The sequence below is a fragment of the Duganella sp. 1411 genome (assembly GCF_017833525.1).
Lineage (GTDB): Bacteria > Pseudomonadota > Gammaproteobacteria > Burkholderiales > Burkholderiaceae_D > Rugamonas.
In genome coordinates, this window is the sequence record NZ_JAFICD010000002.1 from 1,178,836 (window position 1) to 1,203,807 (window position 24,972).

The window sequence follows — 24,972 nt, forward strand, 5'->3', positions numbered from 1 at the left end:
GGGGTGTTGTCTAATTTTTTCCCTGACCTTTTCTTGAAAGGAAAGAACGATGACTTCCCTGCACACAACAACGAAAGTAATCCTGGGCGCGGCGTTCGCGGTCGCGTTGCTAGCCGGCTGCAACAAGCGTCCGGCCGACCAGCCGCAAACCCCGTCGGCGACACCGGAATCGACGTCGCCGTCGACGCCATCGACCACGCCATCAACGCCTTCGACCACGCCCTCGACGCCCTCGACCACGCCCAGCCCGACGCCCGACAGCAGCACGCCGGGCACCACCGGCAGCGGAACGGGCACGAGCGGCACCGACACTGGTAGCGGCACGGGCACCAAGCCCCCCGGCCAATAACGGATAAAAAAAGGGCCTTCAAACGAAGGCCCTGGCGCAAGCGACGGGTGAAATAACGCATAAAAAAAAGGCCTTCAAACGAAGGCCATGGCGCAAGCGACGAGTGAAATAACGTATAAAAAAAGGGCCTTCAAACGAAGGCCCCTGGTGCGAGCGACAAGTTAAACCACGTAGGGCGGATTAGCGAAGCGTAATCCGCCAAACCTCACCGCCGTCGAGAATTAAAACTTGTAGTTATACGAAATCCCCACCAACGACAGGTGCGTCTGATACGTACCGCGGGTGGTCTCGCCGTTACCGGTGCAGGTGCGCGACAAGGTGTTGCACAGGTTCGTATAGTTAACCTGCGCATCCTTGAAATCGACATAGCTATACGCCAGATCGATCGACGAGCGCGCGTCGAGCTTCCAGTTCATGCCCAGCGAATACTGCATACGGTCGCTATCTGGCAGCGCTGGATGGCGCAGTTCGGCGTTTTGCACCGGCGATTCGTCGTACGCCACGCCTGCGCGCAAGGTCATGTTTTCGTTGTACTTATAATTGCCGCCCAGCGCCACGCGCACCGTGTTCTTCCACTGCTGGCGTATCACTTCCGCGCCTTCGGTGGTGCCCGGGAATTCGATATCCAGGTTGCCCAGACGGTTATGACGCGACCATGTCACGTCGGCCATGCCGGCCCACTTGGCGTCGAACTGATGGAACACATTGGCCGACAGCGTCTCCGGCGTACGCAGCGACACCAACGCGGCCGAATTGGCGCGGTTCGACGCCGAGGCCAGCACGCCGTTGACGACCGGATCGGAGGTCACTTTCGAGAAGTCCCAGATGGTGCTGCCCTTCATCTTGTGGCTGATCGACGAACGATAGCTCAGGCCGAAGCGGGTGTTCTCGTCCAGCGTGAACATATAGCCCAGGTTGAAGCCGTAGCCCCAGTCCTTGACCTCGTTCTCGCCGCGGCCGTCGCCGGCGGTGGCCAACGCCGCCGGATTGCCGCCCAGGGCGGTGATCTGACGGATCAGCAAGGCGCCTTGCGCGGCGCCGGCCGGCGTGCGCAGCGCGGCGACGGTGCCCGGCACGTCGACGGCCTGGCCCAGCTCGGCTTTCATGTGCTCGGCGTCGATACCGAAGCCGAACGAATGCTGTTGGTTCAACTTGAACGACACGGACGGATTGAGCGTGATCGCCTCCACCAGCACGTCGGTCAGCGCGTAGCGGCCGTTCCAGGTGCTGCCATAGTTCAGTTTGGCGCCATACGGCACGAACAGGCCGAAGCCGACGGCCCATTGGTCGTTCAACTTCTTGGACGCGTACAGCGACGGCGCGGTCACCGAATTCGGGGCGTAGTCACTGGTCTGGGTGCCGCCGGTGCGCGAGCCGGTGAAGCGGGTCGAGCCGGTGTCGTTGTAGGTCGAATGGGGCACCACGACGGTGGCGCCGGCGCTGATTTGCGTGCCTTCCAGGCGCGACAGGCCGGCCGGATTGTAGAAAATGGTCGAGGCATCGTTGGCCTCGGCGCCGCTGGCGTCGGCGGTGCCCTGGGCGGAGACGCTCTGCGAGCCGAAACGGTAGCCGGAGGCGTTGGCGCCGGTGGCCATCAGGCTCAGGGCGGCGGCAATAATCAGGGGAAGGTGTTTGCGTTGCATGGTGGAGTCTCTCATTGTAGTCGGCGACGTTGCGCCAGGTTTTTCTGATCCTGCAGCAAACCAGGCCAAGAGGCCGAAATTGGTGCTGGAAGGCCAGCAGCATACTACATTTGTAAATTTCGCCACGCCGAGTTACTAGAGGGCAACCACTAATTTTTTCCTTGAAACCGAGCGCTTGCTCTGCATTCCAGTTCGGGGTCAGTGTGCGACATTCGGACGCGGGCTGGTCCGGAACGGCACTGCCAGGGCGGGGCCGGCGTGCCAATGTCGGCCCGAATGCCGCTAAATAGGCCGATTCGTAGGGCGGATTAGGCGGAACGCCGTAATCCGCCATGAGCCGTCGACGGCGCTTGGCGGATTACGCTACGCTAATCCGCCCTACGTGGTTCCACTGGACGCTTAACGTAGCGGCACATTACGCACTGCCCCTTGCGGGCTGGTGACGGTGTGTTAATCCCGCTCAATGCCCACGCCTGCCGGGCTTCTAAAGTACGGATTAGCCGCCAGCCCGGCGGTCAACCAACTTTGATCGGGGGCACTATGGCATCAAGCAAAGACCTTGGGGAGGTAAAAGAGATGATTCAATCGCTTTACCGCTATGCGAACATTCCGGTCTGGGATGGTGAGGTAAATGAAGAAGTCGCCCACGTGTTTGGCATTATGTTATTGGAAACCCAAAAGTGCTCGTCGGCATTCGCGTGGATACCTCCACCGCCCGGGGGGCGTGCATCCATCGTATGGCTTGTGCAAAAGCTGGGGCGCGGTATATTCAACTCTTATAAAGGCAGGCTATCATTCACCTGTGCCCGAGGCGTGATCTACAAATGGAAAACGGCATTGGATATGGCATCAATTGGCATTAGCACATCGGGGTTACCGAAATGGGCTTAAAGTTACGCCGACGGATCGGTGCGACCGTCTTTGCGGGCCTCCTGCATTTGCACGCGGCGGCGACCAATCAAGTGGAACTGGAGGTGGTCGCCTGGCCGGAAGCCACCGCCTGCCTTTCCTGCATTCCTCTTCAATTCGACGTGCTGGAAATGCGCATTCCCCCATCGCTCGTGGACAAAGTCTTTGTCTCGGGAACCGACGCAACGGCTATTCACGTCATACCAGCGGGCCGTGACGGCAGAAGCAGCGTCTATCTGAGATCCCTGCCGGCGAGCGAACCGGCCGGCAAATACCAACAGCTAACCGCGCTTCCGCAAGAGATGAAAGACGCGAGTCAGTTTTTCGACCGGCTAGGCCAATCCGCAGCGGCGCCCGATCCGTGGGCCAAGATCAGAAAGATCGAGGGGTTCGACAGCGCCGTTGGCTACACCAAGGCCAGCAAGGGCATCGCACACGCATATTGGATACACGCCATTCCGCCGAATTCTCAGTACGTCTATTTGGTCATCGATGGTAAGCCGCTGGTGTATTCGTTTTCGGGGGAAATCAGTCCCGCGCTATACGATGCGATCCTGTCCAACCTGAAAATATCGCCGGCACCGTAGCCCACCCGGGGTCAGTGCCGACCAATATCGGCACTGACCCCGCCATGTTATTGCGGATCGAATGCGCTCTTGGTGAGCGGCACCGTCGGCGCGGCGCTCGGTGTGCCGCCGCCACGCTTGCCGGTGACCTTGCGCACCACCCACATCACCATCCGGAACACGAACCGCACCAGCGTCAGGAACAACAGCACTTCGATCGCCGTCAGCACGAACGCCACCGCCGGCCCGCCGACGCCGAAACGCCCGCTCCAGTGCTGCACGCGGCGGTTGAACTTGATCGACAGGTTGTCCTTGTTGATCTCGATGCTGTCGTAGAAGGTCGGCACCATCAACAGCGTCAGCACCGTCGAGGTGATCGTGCCGCCAATGATGGCGATCGCCATCGGCCGGTAGAACTCGCCACCCTCGCCCAACGCCAACGCCACCGGGAACATGCCGGCGATCAGCGCGAAGGTCGTCATCAGGATCGGCCGCAAGCGCATGCGCCCGGCGTACATCAGCGCGTCCTCGCGGCCGTAGCCCTCCTCCTCGCGCTTGCGGGCGGCGTCGAGCAGCAGGATGGCGTTCTTGGCGACCAGCCCCATCAACATGATCACGCCGATCAAACTCATCAGGTTAATCGTGCTGTGGGTCATCAGCAGGCCCACCACCACGCCGATCAGCGACAGCGGCAGCGACAGCATGACGGCGATCGGCGCCGTGAACGAACCGAACTGCATCACCAGGATCAGGTACATCAGCCCGATGCCGGCCAGCAGCGAGATCATCATCTGGCTGAACACCTCGTTCATGTCCTTGCCGGCGCCGCCCAGCGACAGGCCGTAGCCCGGCGGGAAGTCGATTTCCTTGGCCAGTTTCATGGCGTCGTTGGTCACCTCGCCCGGCGAGCGGCCCTGGGCGTTGGCGCTCACCGAGATGATGCGCTTGCCGTCCTTGTGCTTGATCGTCGACGGTCCCTTGCCCATCGTCACGCGGGCGATCTGGTCGAGCGGCACCATCTGGTTGGTGCCGGCCACGCCGATCGGCAGGCGCTCGATGTTCTCGGCGCTGGTGCGGTCCTCCGGCGCCAGGCGCACCGCGACGTCGCGCGATTCGCCCGTCGGGTCGACCCAGTCGCCCACCTCGATGCCGGCGAAGGCCACGCGCAACGCCTGGGCGGCGTCGCCGGCGGCGATGCCCATCGAGTTGGCCAGGCCGCGGTTGAGTTCGATCTGCAGCTCGTCCTTCGGGTCCTGCTCGGACAGGCTGACGTCGACCGCGCCCGGCACCTTGCGCAGCCGGTCCATGTAGGCGTTGGTGATTTCCATCAGCTTGCGCGAATCGGCGCCGGTGAACTGGATCTCGACCGGCTTGCTGGCGTTGTTGCTCAAATCCTCCAGCACCGTGAACTCGGCGCCGACCAGGCCGGCGAGCTTCTCGCGCAGCTCCTTGGCGATCTCGCCGGCCGACCGCTTGCGCCCCTTGGTCTTCTTACCGATATCGACGTAGACGCGACCGCCCGTCGGGTTGACGTAGGCGTTGGTCTGCTGGGTCTCCTTGATGGTGAAGGCGATCTTGGCGGCGCGGTCCAGTTTCAGGCGCGAGTACTCCAGGCTGGCCGACGACGGCGAGCGCACGTCGATGGCGATGGTGCCGAAGTCCGACGACGGCAGGAAGCTGAAACCGCCCAGCTTGGCCTGCAACGCCAGCGCGCCGGCGAACACCAGCACGGCCAGCACCGCCATCGCCTTGCGGTGGTGCAGCGCCCAGGCGATGACGTTGCCGTAGCGGTCGGCCTGGCGGTCGAACCAGACATTGAAATGCTCGAGCACCTTGCCCAGGCCCTTGCGCGGGGCCGTGTGGTGGTCCGGCGGGTCGCCCCAGAAGGCCGACAGCATCGGGTCCAGCGTAAACGAGATCAGCAGCGAAACCGCCACCGAGCACGTCACCGTCAGCGCGAACGGGCGGAACCATTCACCGGTGATGCCCGGCATGAAGGCCACCGGGATGAACACGGCCATGATCGAGAAGGTCGTGGCGGCCACGGCCATGCCGATCTCGGCCGTGCCGTTGAGCGCGGCCGTGCGGCGGTCGGCGCCCATCTGCATGTGGCGCACGATGTTTTCCCGCACCACGATGGCGTCGTCGATCAGCACGCCGATCGCCAGCGACAGGCCCAGCAAGGTCATGAAGTTGAGCGTGAAGCCGCACAGCCACACGCCGATGAAGGCGGCCAGCACCGAGGTCGGCAGGCTGAGCGCGGTGATCATCGTCGAGCGCCACGAGTTGAGGAAGGCGTAGACGACGAAAATGGTCAGGCCGGCGCCGAACACCAGCGCCTCGATCACATTGTTGAGGCTGTTCTCGGCGTCCTCGCCGCCATCCTGCGTCACCTCCAGCGTGGTGCCGGGCGGCAGCTCCTTGCGCATCTCCTCGACCATCGCCTTGACCTTGCGCGCCACCGTCACGGTCGAGGCGTCGCGCGAGCGGGTGATCGAGATGCCGACGTTGGGCTTGCCCGAGCGCACGCTGAGCGAGTTCATCTCGGCGAAACCGTCCTCGATCGTGGCCACCTGGGCCAGGCGCACCAGCTCGTCGCCGTTGCGCTTGACCACCACCTGCTGGAAGTCCTCGGGACGCTCGATGCGCCCGACCAGGCGGATGCTTTTCTCATCGAGCTCGCCGCGCACCTTGCCGACCGGCGCGTTGGTGTTCTGGTTGCGCAGCGCATTGACGACCTCGCCCACGGAAACGTTGTATTCGCGCAGCTTCTCGGCCTTGAGCAGCACGCTGAGCTCGCGCTTGAGCGAACCGTCGATGTTGACCGAGGCCACGCCGTCGATGCCGCGGAAGCGGTCGGCCAGCTTGTCCTCGGCCAGCCGCGAGATGATGGCGTGGCTCTGCACGTTGGACGACAGCGCCAGCTGCATGACCGGCTCGGCCGAGGTGTCGATGCGCTGCAGGATCGGCTCGCGCATCTCGATCGGCAGCTTGTAACGCACCGAGGCGATCGAATTGCGGATCTCGTCCGAGGCCTCGATCAGGTTCTTGCTGAAGGCGAACTTGATGAACATGCGCGCCTGGCCCTCGGACGCGGTCGAGTTAACCTCGGTCACGCCGGTGATCGACTGGAACGATTTTTCCAGCCGGTTGATGACCTCGCGCTCGACCGTCTCGGGCGAGGCGCCCGGATACGGGATGGCGACGATGATGAACGGAATTTCGACGTCCGGGCTCTGGTTGACCCGCAGCTTGCTCAGCGCCATCAGGCCCAGGCACATCATGGCGACGATCAGCACGATCGTCGCGACCGGCCGCTTGATACTGAAATCGGATAAGAACATGGGGGTTTCCTTATTTTTCCGCGACGGTGGAGGCCGAGGCCGAGGCGGTGACGGCGGCCGCCGCCTTGGGCGCGGCGAACACGACCTTCTGGCCGTCCTTGAAGCCGGAGCCGGGCACGCGCACGATGGTGTCGCCGGCGGCCAGGCCCGACAGCACCTGCCAGCGGCCGCTGCGCTCGTCGCGCGCGCCCAGGGTCAGCGGCACCTTGGCGACGGCGCCGCCCTTGACGCGCCAGACATAATTGCTGTCGCCGGCCTGCACCAGGGCCGACGGCGGCACCATCAGCGCCGACGACGTCTTCGATTCGACCCGGCCCTCGGCGTACAGGCCGGCCACGCGCGGCTGCGCCGCCTCGGCGAACTCGACGAGCACCTCGACCTGGCGCGTGACGGCGTTGGCGGCCGGATCGACGCGCTTGATCTTGCCGCTGAAGTTCTGGCCCGGATAGCCGTTGACGCGGAACAGCACCGGCTGGCCGACCTTGACCTCGCCGATCTTGTCGGCCGACACCAGGCCCTCGAAGCGCATGCTGGCCGGGTCGATCACCTTGATCAACTCCTTGCCGACCTGGGCGGTGTCGCCGTTGGAGACCTTGCGCTCGCTGACGATGCCGTCGAACGGCGCGCGCACGGTGGTGCGGCTCAGTTGCTGGCGCGCCGCCACCAAGCGCGAGCGGGCGGCCGACAGGTCGCTCAGCGCGTTGTTGCGGCGGATTTCGGCATCCTCCAGCGCCTGCGTCGAAACCATGCCGGAGGCGCGCAAGGTGGTGTTACGCTCGTGCATGCGCTCGGCCTGGGCCAGCGACTGCTGGGCCGCGCGCGAGGCTTCCTCGGCCGACGTCAGGCTGTCGCGGATCGAGGTTTCATCCAGGCGCACCAGCACGTCGCCCTTTTTGACGGCCTCGCCGTTCTCCTTGAGTACCTGAAGTACCACCGCGCCGACCTCGGCGCGCAGGTCGGCGCGGCGCTCGGGCTGGATCGAGCCGGTGATCACCGGGCCGGACGCGAGCGCGTTCGATTCGATCGCCAGCACGTCCTCGGGCGCCATCTGCAGCACCACCTCCGGTTCTTTCTTGTCCTTGTCGCCGCCCGCCTTGGCCGTGGCCGACGCGCTTGCCGCCCCCTTCTCGGGCTCCTTGGCGGACTTGCCGCATGCCACCAGGGCTGCGGCGACGGCGAGAGCGAGTAGGGTTTTACGCAACATAAAGTTCTCCGAGAAAGTGGACGTGATGCTATTAGTATTTTAGCCAGACTACAGGGCGGAGAGTATCCACGAGTGACCGACTGCGGTCAATCCACGTGCGACGGACGGTAGATTTTGTGGCTGAAATGCCAAATATCGGGATGAACGGTAGGGCGAGGGGGACGGACACGGGGACACGTAGGGCGGATTAGCGCAGCGTAATCCGCCAAGCTCCGTCGGCGGCTCATGGCGGATTACGCGCCTTGCGCTAATCCGCCCTACGTGTCTCCGTAGTATTTCATAAGGCGCAGGTGTTTATGAGGCGCAGGTGTAGACGAGTTACGCCCCGGCTCACCCGCGCCCGAACACCGCGTGGATGACGTGCGCGATGCCGATGCCGGTGCACAGCCCGCCGATGATCTCGACCACGGTGTGGCCCATGCGCTCGCGCAGCCAGGTGTGGCCGGACTGCGCCGCCGCCGGCCGGTTCTCCGACGCCGCCAACCTATTAATAGCGGCGGCCTGCTTGCCGACGTGCTGGCGCAGACTGTTGGCATCAATGACAACAATAAAGCACAGGGTGACGGCCACCCCGAACGCCGGGTGCCCTATCCCCTCGCGCAGCGCGATCAAGGTCGCCATGCTCGACACCACGGCGCTGTGGTTGCTCGGAAAGCCGCCGTTGCCGACCAGATTGAAGGCCCATTTGCGCGCCTTGGCGCTGTTGATCAGAAACTTGATCGGGCCGACCGTGATCCAGGTGATCAGCGGCGTGACGAGGTAAGCGATGTCCATCGGGAATTCCTTTGCATTTTTTTGTGGCGCAATTATCGCAGATGGGCTCACAGTGGCGGAAGCAACTAATATAAAATCGCAGTTATCCCATCATTTCAAAAAAGACAATCATGCGGCACTTCGGCATTTCCTTCATCGTCACCATCATCCTCCTGGGCCTGGCCGGCTGGTGGGGCTTCAACCACGGTGGCAGCTCCGGCCTGCTGCAGGCGCTGTGGATCTGCGTCGTGCTCGGCATCATGGAGGTGTCGCTGTCGTTCGACAACGCCGTCGTCAACGCCTCCGTGTTGCGCCACTGGAACGAATTCTGGCGCAAGCTGTTCCTGACGGTGGGTATATTAGTGGCCGTGTTCGGTATGCGGCTGCTGTTCCCGCTGCTGATCGTGTCGATGGCGACCGGCCTGGGCCTGATGGACGTGTGGACCATGGCCACCACCAATCCGGACGAGTACTCGCGCTACCTGACCGGCGCGCACGCGCAGGTGGCAGCCTTCGGCGGCGCTTTCCTGTTGCTGGTGTTCCTCAACTTCCTGTTCGACGAGGAGAAGGAATTGCACTGGCTGGGCTGGATCGAGGCCAAGCTGGGCGAGCACGGCACCGAGAGCCTGGCCGTGCTGCTGACCCTGGCGGCGGTGTTCGGCTGCGTCTACCTGGTGCCGGCGGGCGAGAAATTGAGCGTGCTGACGGCCGGCGTGGTCGGCGTGCTGGTGTACCTGGCGGTCGGCTGGATCAGCAGCCTGCTGGAGGAAGACCCGCCGGCCGAGGACGGCGACACCACCGAGGCCGGCGTCGGCGCCGTGGTGGCGGCCGTCTCACGCGGCAGCATCGGCGGCTTCCTGTACCTGGAGGTGCTGGACGCCTCGTTCAGCTTTGACGGCGTGATCGGCGCCTTCGCCATCACCAAGGACGTGGTCATCATCATGCTGGGCCTGGCGATCGGCGCGATGTTCGTGCGGTCGCTGACGGTGTTCCTGGTGCACAAGGGCACGTTGGACGAATACGTGTACCTGGAGCACGGCGCGCATTACGCGATCGGCATTCTGGCACTGATCATGCTCGCCAGTGTCAAATACCATATTCCCGAGTGGTTCACGGGTTTGTCCGGGGTCGCCTTCATCGCCGTGTCGCTGTGGTCATCGATCCGTTACAAGCGGCTCAACCCCGCGTGATAAGATTGAAAACATTGCAGACTCATTTGGACATACACTCGGCTTACTTATGACAAAATCATCCCGTATCGTGCTGTACTTCATCGGCTTGGTGGCCGCCGCCCTGCTGGTCTTCGTCGCCTACACGTGGGCGATGTTGCATATTTCATATTCGGAAGGCGAGCGGGCGGGCTATCTGCAAAAGTTCTCGACCCGTGGCTGGATCTGCAAAACCTGGGAGGGCGAGATCCTGCTGACCTCGATGCCGGGGGCGATACCGGAAAAGTTCGAGTTCAGCGTGCGCGACGAGGCGGTGGCCAAGCAATTGACCGACGCCACCGGCAAGCGCGTGATTTTGAGTTATGCGCAGCACAAGGGTGTGCCGACGCAATGTTTCGGCGAGACGGAGTATTACATCACCAAGGTGCAGGTACAGCCCTAGTAGGCCGCAGCAAACCCCGCCGCGTAGGGGTCGTACCCCGTACGGGGTACGACGGGGACGCCGAGTCCCCGGTTGGCCGTGCGGGTTAAATCAACGTTTTAACTTACCGCGCGCGCCACACCGGCTGCGCCTGACGCGCTTCCTTGCGGGCGCGGGCCGCGTCCAGCGTCTCGACCACCGCGCCCTCGGCCGCTTCCACCTTGGCCTGCACCCCGGCCAGCGCTTTTTGCACGGCGCCGTGGCGGCGGCTTTCCAGTTCCAGCAACTTTTGCTTGGCGGCGGTCATCGCCGCCGTCGTCTCGGCCACCTTGCGCTGCATGTCGGCGTGCGCCTTGGCCGTCTCCAGCAACGCCTGCTGACCTGCCGCCTTGTCGGCCGCGGCCTGCGCCGCAGCCTGCTCGGCCAGCGCGCGCTGCGCCATCGCGTCCGCCTCGGCCTGCTCGGCTTCGGCGCGCTGACGCGCCGCCTCGGCCATCTGCCGCTCCGCCTCCAGCCGGCCGGCGATCGCCTTCGACGCGCGCACCTCGGACGCCGTCGTCTGCCGCTGCTGCGCCAGCTTTTGCTCGATCAGCGCCAGCGACTCGCGCTCGGTCTCGATGAATTCACGCTCGGCCTGCAACAGCGCCTCGGCGGCGGCGGCCTTGTCCTGCTCAATCCTGGCGCGCTCGGCGTGCACCACGCCCAGTTCGACCGCCAGGCGCGCCTGCGCCGCCAACGCCTGCGCGGCGCTGGCTTGCTGCTCCGCTTCCAGCGCCGTCTGCGCGGCGATCACGCGGGCCGCCTCGGCTTGCTTGTCGGCCGCGGCGGCCAGGCGCTGTTCGGCTTCCTGCTGCTGGCGCAGCGCCTCGGCCTGCGCGCGCTCGGCGGCGATGCGCTGCTGCGCCGCCACGCTGGCGCCCTGCTCGGCCGCCAGCTTGTCCTTCAACGCGGCGATGGCTTGCTGCTCCTCGGCGGCGCGGGTGCGCTCGGCTTGCAACAGCGCTTCGGCCTGCCCGGCCTTTTGCGCGGCCAGCGCGTCGGCTTGGCGTTGCGCCTCGACCTGCAGCGCGATCGTCGCCACTTCCCGCTGTTCGGCGGCGTTCACGCTGGCGGCCAGCTCGGCGGCGGCGCGCGACAATGCGGCGCGCTCCTCGGCCAGCGCGGCGGCGCGGCGCTGTTCCTCGGTCTCGGCGCGGGCCGCCTCGGCGGCGGCCTCGTCGGCCGTCTGGCGCTGCTTGGCCTGCGCCAGTGCCAGCGATTCCGCCTCCACCTTCGCGTGGGTGCTCAGTTCGGCTTCCTGCTCGGCCTGCACGCGGGCCAGCGCGACGGCGCGCAGCTGGCTGTCGACTTCGATCCGCGCCTCGGTCGCGGCCATGATGCTGGCGTCGGCGTCGCGGCGCGCCTTGGCGCTGGCGGCGGCGACCATTTCCAGGCGTTCGCGGTGGATCGCGGCGTCGCGGATTTCCTTTTCGGTTTGCAGGCGCAGGTGCAGCGACTGGGCGGCGCTGCGTTCGGATTCGGCCTTGGCCAGCGCGATCTGCTCGCGTTCCTGTTCCAGATGGGCCAGCGCGCGCGCCTCCTCCAGCGCGCGCACCTCGGCGGCGGCGCGGTTGAAGGCCGATTCGAGGGCGATCTGGTCGGCGCGTTCGCGCTGCACGGTCAAGTCCAGCGCCTCGGCCTCGGCCTGGGCCAGCATCTGCGCGGTCTGGCGCGCGGCGTAGGCCTGGCGCTCGCGTTCGCGCGCCAACGTGGCGACGCGGGCATCGGCGCTGGCGATGCCGACCACCTCGTCCTTGGCGGCCTGCACGGCGGCGACGCGCTCGACCGCCTGCAGGCGGGCTTGTTCGGTTTGCACTTGCAGTTCCTCGGCGGCGCGCGCGGCTTGCTCGGCCAGTTCCGATTCGGCGGCGATCTGCTCGAAGGCGCGCTGGCGGCTTTCGTTTTCGGCCTTGGCGCGCGTTTCTGCGGCCAGGCGGATTTGCGTGTCGGCTTCGACGCGGGCGCGCAGCTCGGCCGTTTCCTGCTTGACGGCGTCGAGGCGGGCGACGCTGGCCTGGGCGGCGGCGCGCAGCGATTCGAGGCGCTCGCGGTTGGCGGCGATCGCTTCCTCGGAGGCCTGGGCGTTTTGCTGGGCGACGGCGGCGGCGGCGGCGTCGATGGCGGCGCGGTCCTCGGCCAAGGCGCGGGCGCGGGCTTCGGCGTGGGCGCGGCTTTCGGCGGCGCAGGCGGCCTTGGCTTCGGCTTCGACCCGGGCGATGGCTTCCTGGATGGCTTTCATTTCCATCGCCGCGCGCGGGGTGGACGTGCCGGCGGCCGGCTCGTCGGGGTCATGCAAGGTGACGTTGGGAACGGTATCGGCGGAAAAAGCCACGCCCAATTGGACGTCTTCGATTGCGCTTTCGCGTTGAGCCAGTTCTGCTTGCATGAGGTATCTCGCTTGACGATGTGCCCCGGCACATGACGGGACTGGTCTCATTATCAAACAGGGAACAGGCTCGCCGAGCGGCAAGCAGAGGGGGGAAAACCCGTCAATTCGGGTGAAGGCCAGGCGCAACCCGCACGGCCATGCGGGGTCGTACCCCCTCGGGGTACGACCCCAAACCCCGGGCGCGGGCGGCACGGCGGCGTGCCGGCGGGTGTAGGTTCCGTATTAAACAGGCAACGGCGGTTCCTGCATCAACGCGACCTGCTCGCGCAGTTCGAGGATGCGGTCCTGCCAGTAACGTTGTGTGTTAAACCACGGGAAGGCCGCCGGGAACGCCGGATCGTCCCAGCGCCGCGCCAGCCACGCCGAATAATGGATCAGCCGCAAAGTGCGCAGCGCTTCGACCAGATGCAACTGGCGCGGGTTGAATTCGCAGAAATCCTCGTAACCGGCCAGAATGTCGCTCATCTGCCGCACCTGCTCGCCCCGGTCGCCCGACAGCATCATCCACAAGTCCTGGATCGCCGGCCCCATACGGCTGTCGTCGAAGTCGACGAAGTGCGGCCCGGCGTCGGTCCACAGAACGTTGCCGCCATGGCAATCGCCGTGCAGCCGCAGTGGCGGCAACTCCCCCGCCCGGTCGTACGCGCGCCGCACGCCGTCGAGCGCCTGCTGCGACACGCTGGCGTACGCCTCGCGCAAGTCGGCCGGGATGAATTGATTGGTTTGCAAGAATTCGCACGGTTCGGTGCCAAAGGTGGCGATGTCGAGCGCCGGCCGCTCCAGATACGGCTTGACCGCGCCGACCGCGTGGATGCGGGCGATGAAGCGTCCGGTCCACTCCAGCACCGACGGGTCGCTCAACTCGGGCGCGCGGCCACCGTGGCGGGTGAAGACGGCAAAGCGGAAGCCGTTGAAATGATGCAGCGTGCGGCCCTCCAGCGCCAGCGCCGGCACCACCGGAATCTCGCGCGCGGCCAGTTCCTCGGTGAAGGCGTGCTCCTCGAGGATGGCGGCGTCGCTCCAGCGTCCGGGCCGGTAAAACTTGACCACCAGCGGCGGCGCGTCCTCGATGCCGACCTGGTAGACCCGGTTTTCGTAGCTATTCAAGCCCAGCAGGCGGCCGTCGCCGCGCAGGCCAATGCTGTCGAGCGCGTCGAGCACGCATTCGGGATTGAGGGCGGAATACGGGTGCGGCACGGCTGCCGGGGCGGCGCCGTCGTCGCTGACGTCCACCCCGGCGGCGCCCTGCGGCCCGGCCATGGCGGCGGCCAGCGCGGCGGCGCGGGCGTCTTCCTCTTCGTCGTCCAGCTGATCTTGGTTATCTTGGTTCATCCCCGCATTGTACGGGGCGCGGCGTGTATACTGTCGCCTTCAATCCAAGAAAAAGAGCAAGCCATGCAACTCGACCAGCCACTGAGCGACAAAGAATTCGACGAATTAGACAATTTCCTGTTATCGGAGCGCAGCCCCGAGGACGCGATGACGATGGACATGCTGCACGGTTACCTGACCGCCATCGCCATCGGCCCGGAAACCATCATGCCGGCCGAGTGGCTCAAGCGCGTGTGGGGCCAGGAAGATACCGACGTCCCCAAATTCAAGAACCCGAAGGAAGAGGAACGCATCCTCAACCTGATCATGCGCTTCATGAACGAGGTGCTGGTGACGTTCGAGGTGGCGCCGAAGGAGTTCGAGCCGCTGTTCGTCGAGCACGAGCACGAGGGCCAGACCCTGATCGACGCCGAAGCCTGGTGCTGGGGCTTCTGGGAAGGCATGGAACTGCGCCCGGGCTCGTGGCAGGAGATCTGGGACTCGGACGTGCAGGAGCTGATGAAGCCGATCTACCTGCTGGGCGCCGACGAGATCGAGGAAGAGGAACTGCCGCTGGTCGAAGATCCGGTCAAGGCCCACAAGCTGGCCCAGGACCTGGAGGCGAACCTGCCGCTGATCTACAAGTTCTGGGTGCCGCGCCGCAAGGCGCCGGTGGCCACCGTCAAGCGCGACGAGCCGAAAGTGGGCCGCAACGACGACTGCCCTTGCGGCAGCGGCAAGAAGTACAAGAAGTGCCACGGCGACGAAGCCGCCAACGACGCCGGCAAATAAGCCGCCGCCGACCACCGTCCCGCCCCGGGCAAGGCATACGGGATAGGGACGGTGTTGCGTCACTTCAAGTAAAATTTGGGCATCAATGATCAGGATGCCCATGTTCACCCTCCCCTTCAAGCTGCCCACCACCGCCACCGCGCCGTTCTGCCCGTCCGAGGTGGCCGGCACCATCGAGGTGCCCCAGGGCGATCCGTTCTGGAAAAAAGTGCTGCGCTTCGCCGGCCCCGGCCTGCTGGTGTCGGTCGGCTACATGGACCCGGGCAACTGGGCCACGGCGATCCAGGGCGGCTCGCAGTTCGGCTACCAGCTGCTGTTCGTGGTTGTGCTATCGAGCCTGGCGGCGATCGTGCTGCAATGCCTGAGCATGCGCCTGGGCATCGTTACCGGCAAGGACCTGGCCGTGCACTGCCGCGAGCAATACCGGCCGGCGGTGGCCAAGAGCTTGTGGGGCTTCGCCGAGATTTCCATCATCGCCTGCGACCTGGCCGAGGTGCTCGGCTGCGCGCTGGCGTTCAAGCTGCTGATGGGCGTATCGCTGCCGGCCGGCGTCGCGCTGACGGCGCTCGACACGCTGCTGGTGCTGGGCCTGAAGGGCAAGGGCTTCCGTCAGATCGAAGCCATCGTGCTGGCGCTGATCCTGACGGTGGCCACCTGCCTGTTCGCCGAACTCATTTTCGTCAAGCCCGACTGGAGCGCCGTGATGGCCGGACTGGTGCCGTCGCTGGCCACCTTGTCCGAGCGCGAACCGCTGTACCTGGCCATCGGCATCCTGGGCGCGACGGTGATGCCGCACAATTTGTATTTGCACTCGTCGGTGGTGCAAACGCGCGTGGTGTCGCGCCACGACGCCGCCAAGCGCGAAGCGATCGGGCTGTCGCGCATCGACACCATCGTCTCGCTGCTGCTGGCGTTGCTGATCAACGGCTCGATCCTGGTGCTGGCGGCGGCCGCCTTCCACGAGCCGGGCAACACGCGCGTGCTCGACATCGACGACGCCTACCTGCTGCTCGCGCCCGTGGCCGGCACGGCGCTGGCGGCGACCTTGTTCGCGCTGGCGCTGCTGGCGTCCGGGCAGAGTTCCACCTTCACCGGCACCATCGCCGGGCAAGTGATCATGGAAGGTTTTTTGAAGATGAAGATCCCGTGCTGGCAGCGGCGCGCCATCACGCGCGGACTGGCGCTGGTTCCGGCCATGATCGGCGTGCTGACCTTGGGCGAGCATTCGGTCGGCAAGCTGCTGGTGTTGAGCCAGGTCGTGCTGAGCATGCAACTGCCGTTCGCCATGTATCCGCTGATCAGTTTGACGTCGCGGCGCGGCATCATGGGCGAGTTCGTCAATGCGTGGTGGACCACGGGATTGGCGTGGGTTTTGTTCGTGGTGATCTCCAGCGCCAACGCGTGGCTGGTGTGGCAGGCGCTGGCCGGCTAGCGCGACGTAATAACCACGGAGACACGTAGGGCGGATTAGGCGGCACGCCGTAATCCGCCAATGCATGAGCCGACTGGACGCATGCTGTGGCGGATTACGCTACGCTAATCCGCCCTACGTGGTTCAGACGTGGTCCAGTCGCTGAGCATATAGCCGCCCGGCACGCCGCGGCACAGCTGCGCCGACGATGCCGACGCCAGCTTGAAACCCTCCGCCGTCCAAACCCAGCTCGCCTGCACGTTGCAATCGCCCAAGCCGCGCCCCTTCGCGTAACTACCCAACTCGCCCTTGTCGAACCCGGGATTGAGCAACTCATCCTGCACACGGCCTTCCGCATCGGCCAGCCGCACCCGCTTCGGCGCATACGGCGCCTTGTCGTCGGCGGTCCACACCGCAAAGCTGGACTGGTAAGCCCCGCGCCCGCATTCGATCACCAACAACACCTTCGACGCCGACAACCGATAAATCTCGCTCTGCGATTCACCACCACCAATCAAATCCGGCGCCTCGTCACAACCACCCTTCGGCAACTTCTTGGCGATCAACGGCAGCAGCGCCGCATCCTGCTTGCGCTCCGCCACCGGCGCCAGCCGATTCACCACCGGCGCTGCCACCGGCGGCAACACCGCGCCGGCCGGCTTGGCGCCCGGCTTGACCAGCGCCGTGACGGTCCCCACCCTGCCCTGCAGATCATCCATCTTCAGCAACGCCGCCTTCATGCCCGCCAGCGACAGCCGCCACTTGAATTTAGCATCGGTCACATCGGCAAACTGGGCGTCGAGCAGCGCCGGCAGCAGGCGCTCGACCTGCGCCGGCGTCAGTTCGGCATCGGACGTCAAACCGGCCAGCGTCAACCGGCCGACGCGCAAGGTCAGCGGGCCGACCTTGGCGTCGTTGTCGGCGATGACGCTCAGTTTCGCCGCCACGGTTGCGGCGCCGCCAGCCTTACGCCCCAACCACAACGCCACCGGCGCGCTGTCGCCCTCGTCGGCCTGGTAGCCGACCGCCTCGCAGGCGCGCGTGTTGTCGCAGGCGACTTCCCAATCCTTGATCGTGAAATGGGCGGCCACGGCGGAGGAGCCGGCCAGCGCCAGCGCGCCGGCGACGAAATATTGCAAAATCTTCATGAATTACCCTTCAGGCGAAAAAAAACAGGTCCAACCGAACCTGTTCCAGTGGACGCGCGCGCGCCCGTTACAGCTTGATGAAGTGCTCGCGGTAGTACTTGAGCTCTTCGATCGATTCGATGATGTCGGCCATGGCCGTGTGCATCTGGTGCTTCTTGAAGCCGGCCACCATCTCGGGCTTCCAGCGCTTGCCCAGCTCCTTCAACGTCGACACGTCGATATTGCGATAATGGAAATACGCCTCCAGCTTCGGCATGTAGCGCACCATGAAGCGGCGGTCCTGGCCGATGGTGTTGCCGCACATCGGCGCTTTGCCCTTCGGCACCCACTGCTTCATGAACTTGATCAATTCTTCCTCGGCCTGCGCCTCGGTCACGGTCGACGCCTTGACGCGGTCGATCAGGCCGGAGCGGCCGTGCGTGCCCTTGTTCCACGCGTCCATGCCGTCGAGCACGGCGTCGCTCTGGTGCACCACCATCACCGGGCCCTCGGCCAGGATGTTCAGGTGCATGTCGGTGACGACCACGGCGACCTCGATGATGCGGTCGGTGTCCGGCTCCAGACCGGTCATTTCCATGTCGACCCAGACCAGATTCATTTCATTCTGGCGCGGGGTGATCGCCGCCGGAGCGGAACCTTCTGGCAAATCGTTAGCTTGTGACATAATTCTCTCTTGGCTCGCGTGAGCCCACGTTAATCCGAATCCGCCATTTTCTCACAGGCATAGAATGTATTCACTCGCGTTTTCGATTTTGTTCGTATCTTTCATCATTTTGACCTTGATCGTGCGCTTCTGGCTGGCCTCGCGCCACATTCGTCATGTGCTGACCCACCGCGGCGCCGTGCCGGCCGAATTCGCCGAGAAAATCCCGCTGGCCGCCCACCAGAAGGCGGCCGACTATACCGTCGCGCGCACCAAGTTCGGCCTCTTGACGCTGCTGGTCAACACGCTGGTGCTGGTCGGCTTCACCCTGCTCGGCGGCCTGCAGTGGCTGTCGATCGAGGTGTTCAAGTTGACCGGCGGCGGCATGGGCTATCAACTGGCGCTGCTGGCCGCGTTCGCGCTGATTTCGGGCGCCATCGACCTGCCGTTCGACTATTACAAGCAATTCGGCCTGGAACAGCGTTTCGGCTTCAACAAGATGACGCGCGGCCTGTTCTTCGCCGACATGGTCAAGGGCGTGCTGCTGGGCGCGGCCATCGGCCTGCCGCTGGTGTGGGTGGTGCTGACCTTGATGGAGAAATCCGGCGACCTGTGGTGGTTCTACGCGTGGCTGGTGTGGAGCGGCTTCCAGCTGTTGATGATGGTGCTGTTCCCGACCGTGATCGCGCCGCTGTTCAACAAGTTCACGCCGCTGGAGGACCAGTCGCTCAAGTCGCGCATCGAGGGCCTGATGAAGCGCGTCGGCTTCGCCTCCAAGGGCCTGTTCGTCATGGACGGCTCCAAGCGCAGCGCCCACGGCAACGCCTATTTCTCCGGCTTCGGCGCCAACAAGCGCATCGTGTTCTTCGACACCCTGCTCTCGCGCCTGCAGCCGCAGGAGATCGAGGCGGTGCTGGCGCACGAGCTGGGCCACTTCAAGCTCAAGCACATCATCAAGCGCATCGCCATGATGTTCGCCATCTCGCTGGCCTTCCTGGCGCTGCTGGGCTATCTGAAGACCCAGCTGTGGTTCTACACCGGCCTGGGCGTCGACCCGCTGCTGCCGCCGGGCCAGCGCAACGACGCCATGGTGCTGCTGCTGTTCATGCTGGCGCTGCCGGTGTTCACCTTCCTGTTCAGCCCATTGACGTCGATCGGCTCGCGCAAGCACGAGTTCGAGGCCGACGCCTTCGCCGCCAAGCACACCGACGCCCGCGACCTGGTGTCGGCGCTGGTCAAGATGTACGAGGACAACGCCTCGACCTTGACGCCGGACCCGCTGCACTCGGCCTTCTACGACAGCCACCCGCCGGCGAGCGTGCGCATCCGCCACCTGAACGCGGCCCCCGCATGAGCGCCGACCTCGTCAAATTCGCCACCGGCGCCGACCTGCTCGCCGCCCGCTGCCACCCCGACAGGGACGCGCTGACGCCCGACGCGGCCGCGCGCCTGCTGCCGCTGGTGCCGGGCTGGTCGCTGGAAAACGGCAAACTATGCCGCACCTTGGGCTTTCTGAATTACTATCGCACCATGGCCTTCGTCAACGCGCTGGCCTACCTGAGCCACGCCGAAGACCACCACCCGGAAATGACCGTGACTTATAAAAACTGCACCGTGCGCTACGATACCCATTCGGTCAACGACGGCCGCGGCGGCCTGTCGGACAACGACTTCATCTGCGCGGCCAAGGCCGGCGCGCTGTTCGCCCAGCTCGACAAGGCGGGCGCATGAGCCAGCCGGCACAAGACAAGCTGGTGGCGACCATCATCGCCGCCCACGGCCGCCACTACCTGGCCGAGGCCGGCGGCGTCAAGCTGCAATGCGTCACCCGCGGCAAGAAGACCAACGTCGCCGTCGGCGACATCGTGCACGTCACCATGACCTCGCCCGACCAGGGCGTGATCGACAAGATCGACGAGCGCAAGACCTTGCTGTACCGCTCCGACCAGTACAAATCGAAGCTGCTGGCGGCCAACCTGACGCAATTGTTCATCGTCGTCGCCACCGAGCCGGGCTTCGCCGACGACCTGGTGTCGCGCTCGCTGGTGGCGGCCGAGGCGGCCGGCATCCAGGCGCGCCTGATCCTCAACAAGACCGACGTCACCGCCTCGCTGGCGCGCACCCGCGAGCGGCTGCAACCGTACGCCTCGCTCGGCTACCCGGTGCACGAGGTGTCGGCCAAGGCCAGGCCGGACGAGGCGCTGGCCGTGCTTAAGCCGCTGCTGGCGGGCCAGTCGTCGATCCTGATCGGCCAGTCCGGCATGGGCAAGTCGTCGCTGATCAACCTGCTGGTGCCGGACGCCGACATCGCCGTGCGCGAAATCTCCGCCGCGCTCGACACCGGCAAGCACACCACCACCTTCACCCGGCTGTACCAGCTGCCGGAGCTGGGCCCCGGATCGTCGATCATCGATTCGCCCGGCTTCCAGGAGTTCGGCCTGTACCACCTGAGCGAAGGCATGCTCGAGCGCGCGTTCGTCGATTTCGCGCCCTACCTCGGGCATTGCAAGTTTTATAATTGCCGCCATCTGATCGAGCCGCAGTGCGCGATCCTGACGGCGGTGGCCGAGGGCAAGATCGCCAAGATGCGGCACACGCTGTACGGCCAGTTGCTGCACGAATCGTCCCAGACGCTGTATTAATATTGTAGCCATGGGCGGCGCATGGCCGTGCCGCCTGATCCGCGCTGCGAGATCCATTAGTTTGCGGAAAGCGCCCACGATGCACGGTTGGCGTTTATAATTCCACATGGAAACTATGCGTGTGTTTCCGATAATGCTGTTCTGACGCGCGATTCGAGGACATCGATGGACATGTTTGCGCTCGACGACGAAGTATCGCAGTGGGAGACGGCGCTGCCGGCCCTGCGCGGGGCGGCGCGCCTGCCGGTGCAGGTGCCGCTGGCCTGGCATCTGCGCCAGCGCGACAGCGCGCGCGCCGTGGCGCTGGCGCGCGAAGGCCTGGCGCTGCTGCCGGCCACGGCGCCGGCGGCCGGCGCCGTGGCACTGGCGTCGGTCCGGCTGCGGCTGGTCGAGGCCGAGGCCGACTGGCTCAAAGGCCACCTGCCCGCGGCCGAAGCCGCCGCCGCCGCCATCACCGCGCAACTCGACAACCCCGATACCCCCGACGATCCGCGCGCGCGCGCCGACACCCACTGGCTGCGCGCCTGGATCGCCATCGACGGCGGCGACCACCCGCGCGGCGTCGACCACCTCGAACGCATGACCGCCGCCGCCCTGAAGGCCGGCGACGCCGACCGCGCGGCCATCGCCGAATCCACCATCGCGCGCTGGGCCGTCATCGAGGACATGCGCGCCGCCGAGCGCCGCTGGGGCAGCCACTTCCAGCACTATCAGCACCAGCTGGTGGCCGACGCCGGCGCCAGCGCCGAACCGGCCGCGCCGATGGCGCCCGGCCTGGCCGCGTGGATCGGCGACTACTTCGGCACGCGCGCCAGCCAGGGCGGCCACTACGGCGCCGCCGCCGGCCATTTCATCCGCGCCTACGAGGCCGCGCGCGCCACCGGCCAGCTGCGCGCGGCCATCACCGCCGCCGTCAACGTCGGCCTCGATTTCGCCATCCTGCACGACCACCACGCGGCGCTCGACTGGCTGACGCGCGCGCTCGACCTGGCGCGCCCCACCGGCTGGCCGCGCAGCGTCGGCGCCTGCCTGTCGCACACGGCCGACACCATGCGCCGCCTCGGCCGGCTCGACGCCAGCGCCGAACTGCTGTCCGAGGCGCTGGCGGTGCTGGCGCCGCTGCCGGACGGGCGCAGCTACGCGTCGGCGCTGCACTTCCTGGGCGACCTGTCGCTCGAGCGGGGCGAGCACGGCGCCGCCCTCGACGCCTTCACCCGGCTCGAACAGCGCGCCGCCGCGCTGCGCCAGGTCGACCTGCACAGCGTCGCGCGCCGCGGCCAGGCCCACGCGCTGTGCTTCCTCGAGCGCCCGCGGGAGGCACTGGCCGCCGCCGCCCACGCGATCGAGCTGGCCACCGCCCAGGAGCACCTGGACAACCACGTCGCGGCGCTGCGCGTGCTGTCGGAGATCCACAGCCGGCACCCGCTGCCGGCGCCGCCCGGCATGACCGAGCCCAACGCCACGCTGCACTATCTGCACCAGGCGCTGGCGGTGGCCTCGCGCATCGACGGCTACACGCTGCCGGGCGACCTGCTCGACGCGCTGGGGCGCCAGTACGCGCGCATCGGCGACCACGCCCAGGCCTACGCGTCGGCGCTGGCGGCGGCCGCCGCGCGCGCCCACACGCACGGGCGCGAGGCCACCAACCGCGCCATCGCCATGCAGGTGCACCACCAGACCGAGCGCGCCCGCGCCGAGGGCCGCCACCACCGCCAGCTGGCCGCGTCCGAGGCGCACCGCGCCGAGCTGCTGCTGCAGACCACCGCCACGCTCGAGCGCCTGTCGGTGATCGGGCGCGAGATCACCACCCACCTCGACGCCGCCGCCGTGTTCGAGGCGCTCAACCGCCACGTGCAGGCGCTGCTGCCGGCCAACACCTTCGCCATCTACCTGTGCGATCCCGGCGTCGACACCCTGAGCCGGGCCTTCGGCGTCGAGAACGGCGCGCCGCTGTCGGGCAACACCATCGCCGTCGACAACCCGCGCGCCAACGCCGCGCGCTGCCTGCGCGAGCGCGCCGAGATCTACGTCGACGACGCCGGCCCGGACGACATCTTCCTCGCCCCCGGCACCGAGCTGATGTCGTGCGCGCTGTACGTGCCGCTGCTGGTCGGCGAGCGCACCTTGGGCGTGATGACGGTGCAGGCGGCGCGCGCGCGCGCGTACGGCGAGCGCGAACGGCTGATCTTCCGCACCCTGTGCGCGTACGGCGCCATCGCGCTCGACAACGCCCAGGCCTACCGCCAGCTGCAGGACGCGCAGGCACAGCTGGTGTCACAGCAAAAGCTGGCCGCGCTGGGCGCGCTGATGGCCGGCGTCGCCCACGAATTGAACACGCCGATCGGCAACAGCCTGCTGATCGCCAGCACCCTGCACCAGAAGACCGGCGAGCTGGCCGAGCGCCTGGCCGGCCCCGGCCTGCGCCGCTCCGACCTCGACGCCTACCTTGGCGACGCCGTCGCCGCCCACGCGCTGGTGATGCGCGGGCTCACCAGCGCGGCCGACCTGGTCAACAGCTTCAAGCAGGTGGCGGTCGACCGCACCAGCGAACAGCGCCGCCGCTTCGACCTGCGCCAGGTGGCCGCCGAGGTGATCGCCACGATGATGAACCGGGTGCGCGCCGGCGGCCACCGGCTCGAGGCCGAGGTGCCGGAGGGCGTCGCCATGGACAGCTACCCCGGCCCGCTGGGCCAGGTCATCGCCAATTTCATCAACAACGCGCTGCTGCACGCGTTCGGCGGCGCCGCCGCCCCCGGCCAGGACGGCGGCGGCGGCGGCGGGCGCATGTGGCTACGGGCGTCGACGCCGGCCGAGGGCCGGGTGACCCTGGTGTTCGGCGACGACGGCGCCGGCATCGCGCCGGAACACATGTCGCGCATCTTCGACCCCTTCTTCACCACCAAGCTGGGCCAGGGCGGCAGCGGCCTCGGACTGTCGATCAGTTATAATATTGTCACGTCGGTGCTGGGCGGCCAGATCGCCGTCCACAGCGCGCCGGGCGGCACCACGTTCACGCTGGACCTGCCGCTGAGCGCGCCGGCGGCGGCGCCCGGGGCCGAGGCGGCGCGGATCTACCATTAAGATCCAACCCGGGCAAGCATTCGGCAATACGCATGCGCCACCACATGGGGTCGGACCCGACGGGTCCGACCCCGGCATGGCGGTGCGGGTTTGGCGCCGCCAAAACAGCACAATCTGCGGCAATTCGCCCGTTTGGCCGAATTGCCTTTATAATTGTCCGGCTCAGCCGGCCGCGCACCCAGTCCCGGGCCAGCTCACCTGTCAGTTGTCATTATGCCTATCCAAAAACCGATCAAGCATTACCTGCAGTTTTCCGATTTCACGTTGGCCGAATACGAGTACGTCATCGAGCGCGCGCGCCTGATCAAGCAAAAGTTCAAGAACTACGAGATCTACCACCCGCTGATCGACCGCACCCTGGTGATGGTGTTCGAGAAGAACTCGACCCGCACCCGCCTGTCGTTCGAGGCCGGCATGCACCAGCTGGGCGGCGCGGCGATCTACCTCAACACGCGCGACTCCCAGCTGGGCCGCGGCGAGCCGGTCGAGGACGCCGGCCAGGTGATGAGCCGCATGTGCGACATCATCATGGTGCGCACCTTCGGCCAGGACATCATCGAGCGCTTCGCCGCCCATTCGCGGGTGCCGGTGATTAACGGCCTGACCAACGAGCACCACCCGTGCCAAGTGTTCGCCGACATCTTCACCTTCTACGAGCACCGCGGCCCGATCACCGGCAAGACGGTGGCCTGGATCGGCGACGCCAACAACATGCTGTATTCGTGGCTGCAGGCAGCCGAGGTGTTCGGCTTCCACGTCAACGTCTCCACGCCCAAGGGCTACGACATGGACATGTCGCTGGTGTCGACCGACCGCTACACCTTCTTCGCCAACCCGGCCGACGCCTGCCAGGGCGCGCACCTGGTCAACACCGACGTCTGGACCAGCATGGGCTACGAGGAGGAGAACGCGGCCCGCATCAAGGCCTTCGACGGCTGGATCGTCGACAGCGCCAAGATGGCGCGCGCCGCGCCCGACGCGCTGTTCATGCACTGCCTGCCCGCCCACCGCGGCGAGGAAGTCGCCGCCGACGTCATCGACGGCCCGCAGTCGGTGGTCTGGGACGAGGCCGAGAACCGCCTGCACGTGCAGAAGGCGCTGATCGAATACCTGCTGCTCGGCCGCCTCGACGGCGCGCGCGCCTGACCACCACCCCAT

Annotated in this window: 20 protein-coding genes; 12 read left to right on the forward strand and 8 right to left on the reverse strand. The window is 66.1% G+C overall.

Going from position 1 to position 24,972, the window contains the following annotated elements:
- Window positions 1–49 precede the first annotated feature (49 nt).
- Window positions 50–349, forward strand: coding sequence for a hypothetical protein (locus JOD97_RS16890; RefSeq protein WP_209720124.1), 300 nt, complete (start codon window positions 50–52; stop codon window positions 347–349).
- 221 nt (window positions 350–570) lie between these two features.
- Here the strand turns inward: JOD97_RS16890 and JOD97_RS16895 are convergent, their stop codons facing one another.
- Complete coding sequence (locus JOD97_RS16895) at window positions 571–1,992, reverse strand: OmpP1/FadL family transporter (protein WP_209720127.1); 1,422 nt, start codon at window positions 1,990–1,992, stop codon at window positions 571–573.
- A gap of 447 nt (window positions 1,993–2,439) precedes the next feature.
- Here JOD97_RS16895 and JOD97_RS16900 point away from each other — a divergent pair, with 447 nt between their 5' ends.
- Window positions 2,440–2,883: a hypothetical protein gene (locus JOD97_RS16900; RefSeq protein ID WP_209720130.1), complete on the forward strand. Its 444-nt coding sequence runs from the start codon at window positions 2,440–2,442 to the stop codon at window positions 2,881–2,883.
- Window positions 2,874–3,488, forward strand: coding sequence for a hypothetical protein (locus JOD97_RS16905; protein WP_209720133.1), 615 nt, complete (start codon window positions 2,874–2,876; stop codon window positions 3,486–3,488). The genes JOD97_RS16900 and JOD97_RS16905 overlap by 10 nt, the downstream gene beginning before the upstream one ends.
- 47 nt (window positions 3,489–3,535) lie before the next feature.
- Here JOD97_RS16905 and JOD97_RS16910 read toward each other — a convergent pair whose 3' ends face one another.
- The 3 genes from JOD97_RS16910 to JOD97_RS16920 form a co-directional block, all read right to left on the reverse strand.
- Window positions 3,536–6,811, reverse strand: coding sequence for an efflux RND transporter permease subunit (locus tag JOD97_RS16910; RefSeq protein WP_209720136.1), 3,276 nt, complete (start codon window positions 6,809–6,811; stop codon window positions 3,536–3,538).
- 10 nt (window positions 6,812–6,821) lie between these two features.
- Complete coding sequence (locus tag JOD97_RS16915) at window positions 6,822–8,015, reverse strand: efflux RND transporter periplasmic adaptor subunit (RefSeq protein ID WP_209720139.1); 1,194 nt, start codon at window positions 8,013–8,015, stop codon at window positions 6,822–6,824.
- A gap of 330 nt (window positions 8,016–8,345) precedes the next feature.
- Window positions 8,346–8,789 carry a divergent PAP2 family protein gene (locus JOD97_RS16920; protein WP_209720142.1) on the reverse strand — a complete coding sequence of 148 codons (444 nt, stop codon included), beginning with the start codon at window positions 8,787–8,789 and terminating at the stop codon, window positions 8,346–8,348.
- A 110-nt stretch (window positions 8,790–8,899) separates the two neighbouring features.
- Between JOD97_RS16920 and JOD97_RS16925 the strand changes: the two genes are divergently transcribed.
- Entirely contained in the window at window positions 8,900–9,958 is a 1,059-nt protein-coding gene (locus JOD97_RS16925; RefSeq protein WP_209720145.1) for a DUF475 domain-containing protein, read from the forward strand.
- Window positions 9,959–10,007: 49 nt separating this feature from the next.
- On the forward strand, window positions 10,008–10,379 hold the full coding sequence (locus JOD97_RS16930) for a hypothetical protein (protein WP_209720148.1): 372 nt from the start codon (window positions 10,008–10,010) through the stop codon (window positions 10,377–10,379).
- A 103-nt stretch (window positions 10,380–10,482) separates the two neighbouring features.
- On the opposite strand, the gene JOD97_RS16935 is transcribed toward JOD97_RS16930, so the two are convergent.
- Entirely contained in the window at window positions 10,483–12,783 is a 2,301-nt protein-coding gene (locus JOD97_RS16935) for a hypothetical protein (protein ID WP_209720151.1), read from the reverse strand.
- 225 nt (window positions 12,784–13,008) lie between these two features.
- Window positions 13,009–14,118 (reverse strand): serine/threonine protein kinase, encoded by a 1,110-nt coding sequence (locus tag JOD97_RS16940; protein ID WP_209720154.1) that lies wholly within the window; start codon window positions 14,116–14,118, stop codon window positions 13,009–13,011.
- Between the two features lie 63 nt (window positions 14,119–14,181).
- Here JOD97_RS16940 and JOD97_RS16945 point away from each other — a divergent pair, with 63 nt between their 5' ends.
- Together JOD97_RS16945 and JOD97_RS16950 are read left to right on the forward strand one after the other, a co-directional pair.
- Window positions 14,182–14,889: a UPF0149 family protein gene (locus JOD97_RS16945; RefSeq protein ID WP_209720158.1), complete on the forward strand. Its 708-nt coding sequence runs from the start codon at window positions 14,182–14,184 to the stop codon at window positions 14,887–14,889.
- A 100-nt stretch (window positions 14,890–14,989) separates the two neighbouring features.
- Window positions 14,990–16,321, forward strand: coding sequence for an Nramp family divalent metal transporter (locus JOD97_RS16950; protein WP_209720161.1), 1,332 nt, complete (start codon window positions 14,990–14,992; stop codon window positions 16,319–16,321).
- 104 nt (window positions 16,322–16,425) lie between these two features.
- On the opposite strand, the gene JOD97_RS16955 is transcribed toward JOD97_RS16950, so the two are convergent.
- Both JOD97_RS16955 and orn read right to left on the reverse strand, forming a co-directional pair.
- Complete coding sequence (locus JOD97_RS16955) at window positions 16,426–17,448, reverse strand: DUF1176 domain-containing protein (protein ID WP_209720164.1); 1,023 nt, start codon at window positions 17,446–17,448, stop codon at window positions 16,426–16,428.
- A 67-nt stretch (window positions 17,449–17,515) separates the two neighbouring features.
- Window positions 17,516–18,112, reverse strand: coding sequence for an oligoribonuclease (gene orn / locus JOD97_RS16960; protein ID WP_209720167.1), 597 nt, complete (start codon window positions 18,110–18,112; stop codon window positions 17,516–17,518).
- Window positions 18,113–18,176: 64 nt separating this feature from the next.
- On the opposite strand from orn, the gene JOD97_RS16965 reads away from it, so the two are divergent.
- The 5 genes from JOD97_RS16965 (at window position 18,177) to argF (ending at window position 24,960) form a co-directional block, all read left to right on the forward strand.
- The gene (locus tag JOD97_RS16965; protein ID WP_209720170.1) at window positions 18,177–19,445 is read left to right on the forward strand and encodes a M48 family metallopeptidase; all 1,269 of its coding nucleotides are present in this window, start codon (window positions 18,177–18,179) and stop codon (window positions 19,443–19,445) included.
- The gene (locus JOD97_RS16970) at window positions 19,442–19,822 is read left to right on the forward strand and encodes a 4a-hydroxytetrahydrobiopterin dehydratase (RefSeq protein WP_209720173.1); all 381 of its coding nucleotides are present in this window, start codon (window positions 19,442–19,444) and stop codon (window positions 19,820–19,822) included. The genes JOD97_RS16965 and JOD97_RS16970 overlap by 4 nt, the downstream gene beginning before the upstream one ends.
- Window positions 19,819–20,733, forward strand: a complete 915-nt coding sequence (gene rsgA / locus JOD97_RS16975; protein ID WP_209720176.1) for a ribosome small subunit-dependent GTPase A — start codon at window positions 19,819–19,821, stop codon at window positions 20,731–20,733. Before JOD97_RS16970 ends, rsgA begins: the two co-directional genes overlap by 4 nt.
- 165 nt (window positions 20,734–20,898) lie before the next feature.
- On the forward strand, window positions 20,899–23,814 hold the full coding sequence (locus tag JOD97_RS16980; RefSeq protein WP_209720179.1) for an ATP-binding protein: 2,916 nt from the start codon (window positions 20,899–20,901) through the stop codon (window positions 23,812–23,814).
- 213 nt (window positions 23,815–24,027) lie between these two features.
- Entirely contained in the window at window positions 24,028–24,960 is a 933-nt protein-coding gene (gene argF / locus JOD97_RS16985; RefSeq protein WP_209720181.1) for an ornithine carbamoyltransferase, read from the forward strand.
- Window positions 24,961–24,972: the final 12 nt, after the last annotated feature.

Excerpts from the sequence above, each read along its gene's own strand:
- JOD97_RS16890 (WP_209720124.1), top strand. The coding sequence starts at position 50 with ATGACTTCCCTGCACACAACAACGAAAGTAATCCTGGGCGCGGCGTTC.
- JOD97_RS16895 (WP_209720127.1), bottom strand. The coding sequence starts at position 1,992 with ATGCAACGCAAACACCTTCCCCTGATTATTGCCGCCGCCCTGAGCCTG.
- JOD97_RS16905 (WP_209720133.1), top strand. The coding sequence starts at position 2,874 with ATGGGCTTAAAGTTACGCCGACGGATCGGTGCGACCGTCTTTGCGGGC.
- JOD97_RS16910 (WP_209720136.1), bottom strand. The coding sequence starts at position 6,811 with ATGTTCTTATCCGATTTCAGTATCAAGCGGCCGGTCGCGACGATCGTG.
- JOD97_RS16915 (WP_209720139.1), bottom strand. The coding sequence starts at position 8,015 with ATGTTGCGTAAAACCCTACTCGCTCTCGCCGTCGCCGCAGCCCTGGTG.
- JOD97_RS16920 (WP_209720142.1), bottom strand. The coding sequence starts at position 8,789 with ATGGACATCGCTTACCTCGTCACGCCGCTGATCACCTGGATCACGGTC.
- JOD97_RS16925 (WP_209720145.1), top strand. The coding sequence starts at position 8,900 with ATGCGGCACTTCGGCATTTCCTTCATCGTCACCATCATCCTCCTGGGC.
- JOD97_RS16930 (WP_209720148.1), top strand. The coding sequence starts at position 10,008 with ATGACAAAATCATCCCGTATCGTGCTGTACTTCATCGGCTTGGTGGCC.
- JOD97_RS16935 (WP_209720151.1), bottom strand. The coding sequence starts at position 12,783 with ATGCAAGCAGAACTGGCTCAACGCGAAAGCGCAATCGAAGACGTCCAA.
- JOD97_RS16940 (WP_209720154.1), bottom strand. The coding sequence starts at position 14,118 with ATGAACCAAGATAACCAAGATCAGCTGGACGACGAAGAGGAAGACGCC.
- JOD97_RS16945 (WP_209720158.1), top strand. The coding sequence starts at position 14,182 with ATGCAACTCGACCAGCCACTGAGCGACAAAGAATTCGACGAATTAGAC.
- JOD97_RS16950 (WP_209720161.1), top strand. The coding sequence starts at position 14,990 with ATGTTCACCCTCCCCTTCAAGCTGCCCACCACCGCCACCGCGCCGTTC.
- JOD97_RS16955 (WP_209720164.1), bottom strand. The coding sequence starts at position 17,448 with ATGAAGATTTTGCAATATTTCGTCGCCGGCGCGCTGGCGCTGGCCGGC.
- orn (WP_209720167.1), bottom strand. The coding sequence starts at position 18,112 with ATGTCACAAGCTAACGATTTGCCAGAAGGTTCCGCTCCGGCGGCGATC.
- JOD97_RS16965 (WP_209720170.1), top strand. The coding sequence starts at position 18,177 with ATGTATTCACTCGCGTTTTCGATTTTGTTCGTATCTTTCATCATTTTG.
- JOD97_RS16970 (WP_209720173.1), top strand. The coding sequence starts at position 19,442 with ATGAGCGCCGACCTCGTCAAATTCGCCACCGGCGCCGACCTGCTCGCC.
- rsgA (WP_209720176.1), top strand. The coding sequence starts at position 19,819 with ATGAGCCAGCCGGCACAAGACAAGCTGGTGGCGACCATCATCGCCGCC.
- JOD97_RS16980 (WP_209720179.1), top strand. The coding sequence starts at position 20,899 with ATGGACATGTTTGCGCTCGACGACGAAGTATCGCAGTGGGAGACGGCG.
- argF (WP_209720181.1), top strand. The coding sequence starts at position 24,028 with ATGCCTATCCAAAAACCGATCAAGCATTACCTGCAGTTTTCCGATTTC.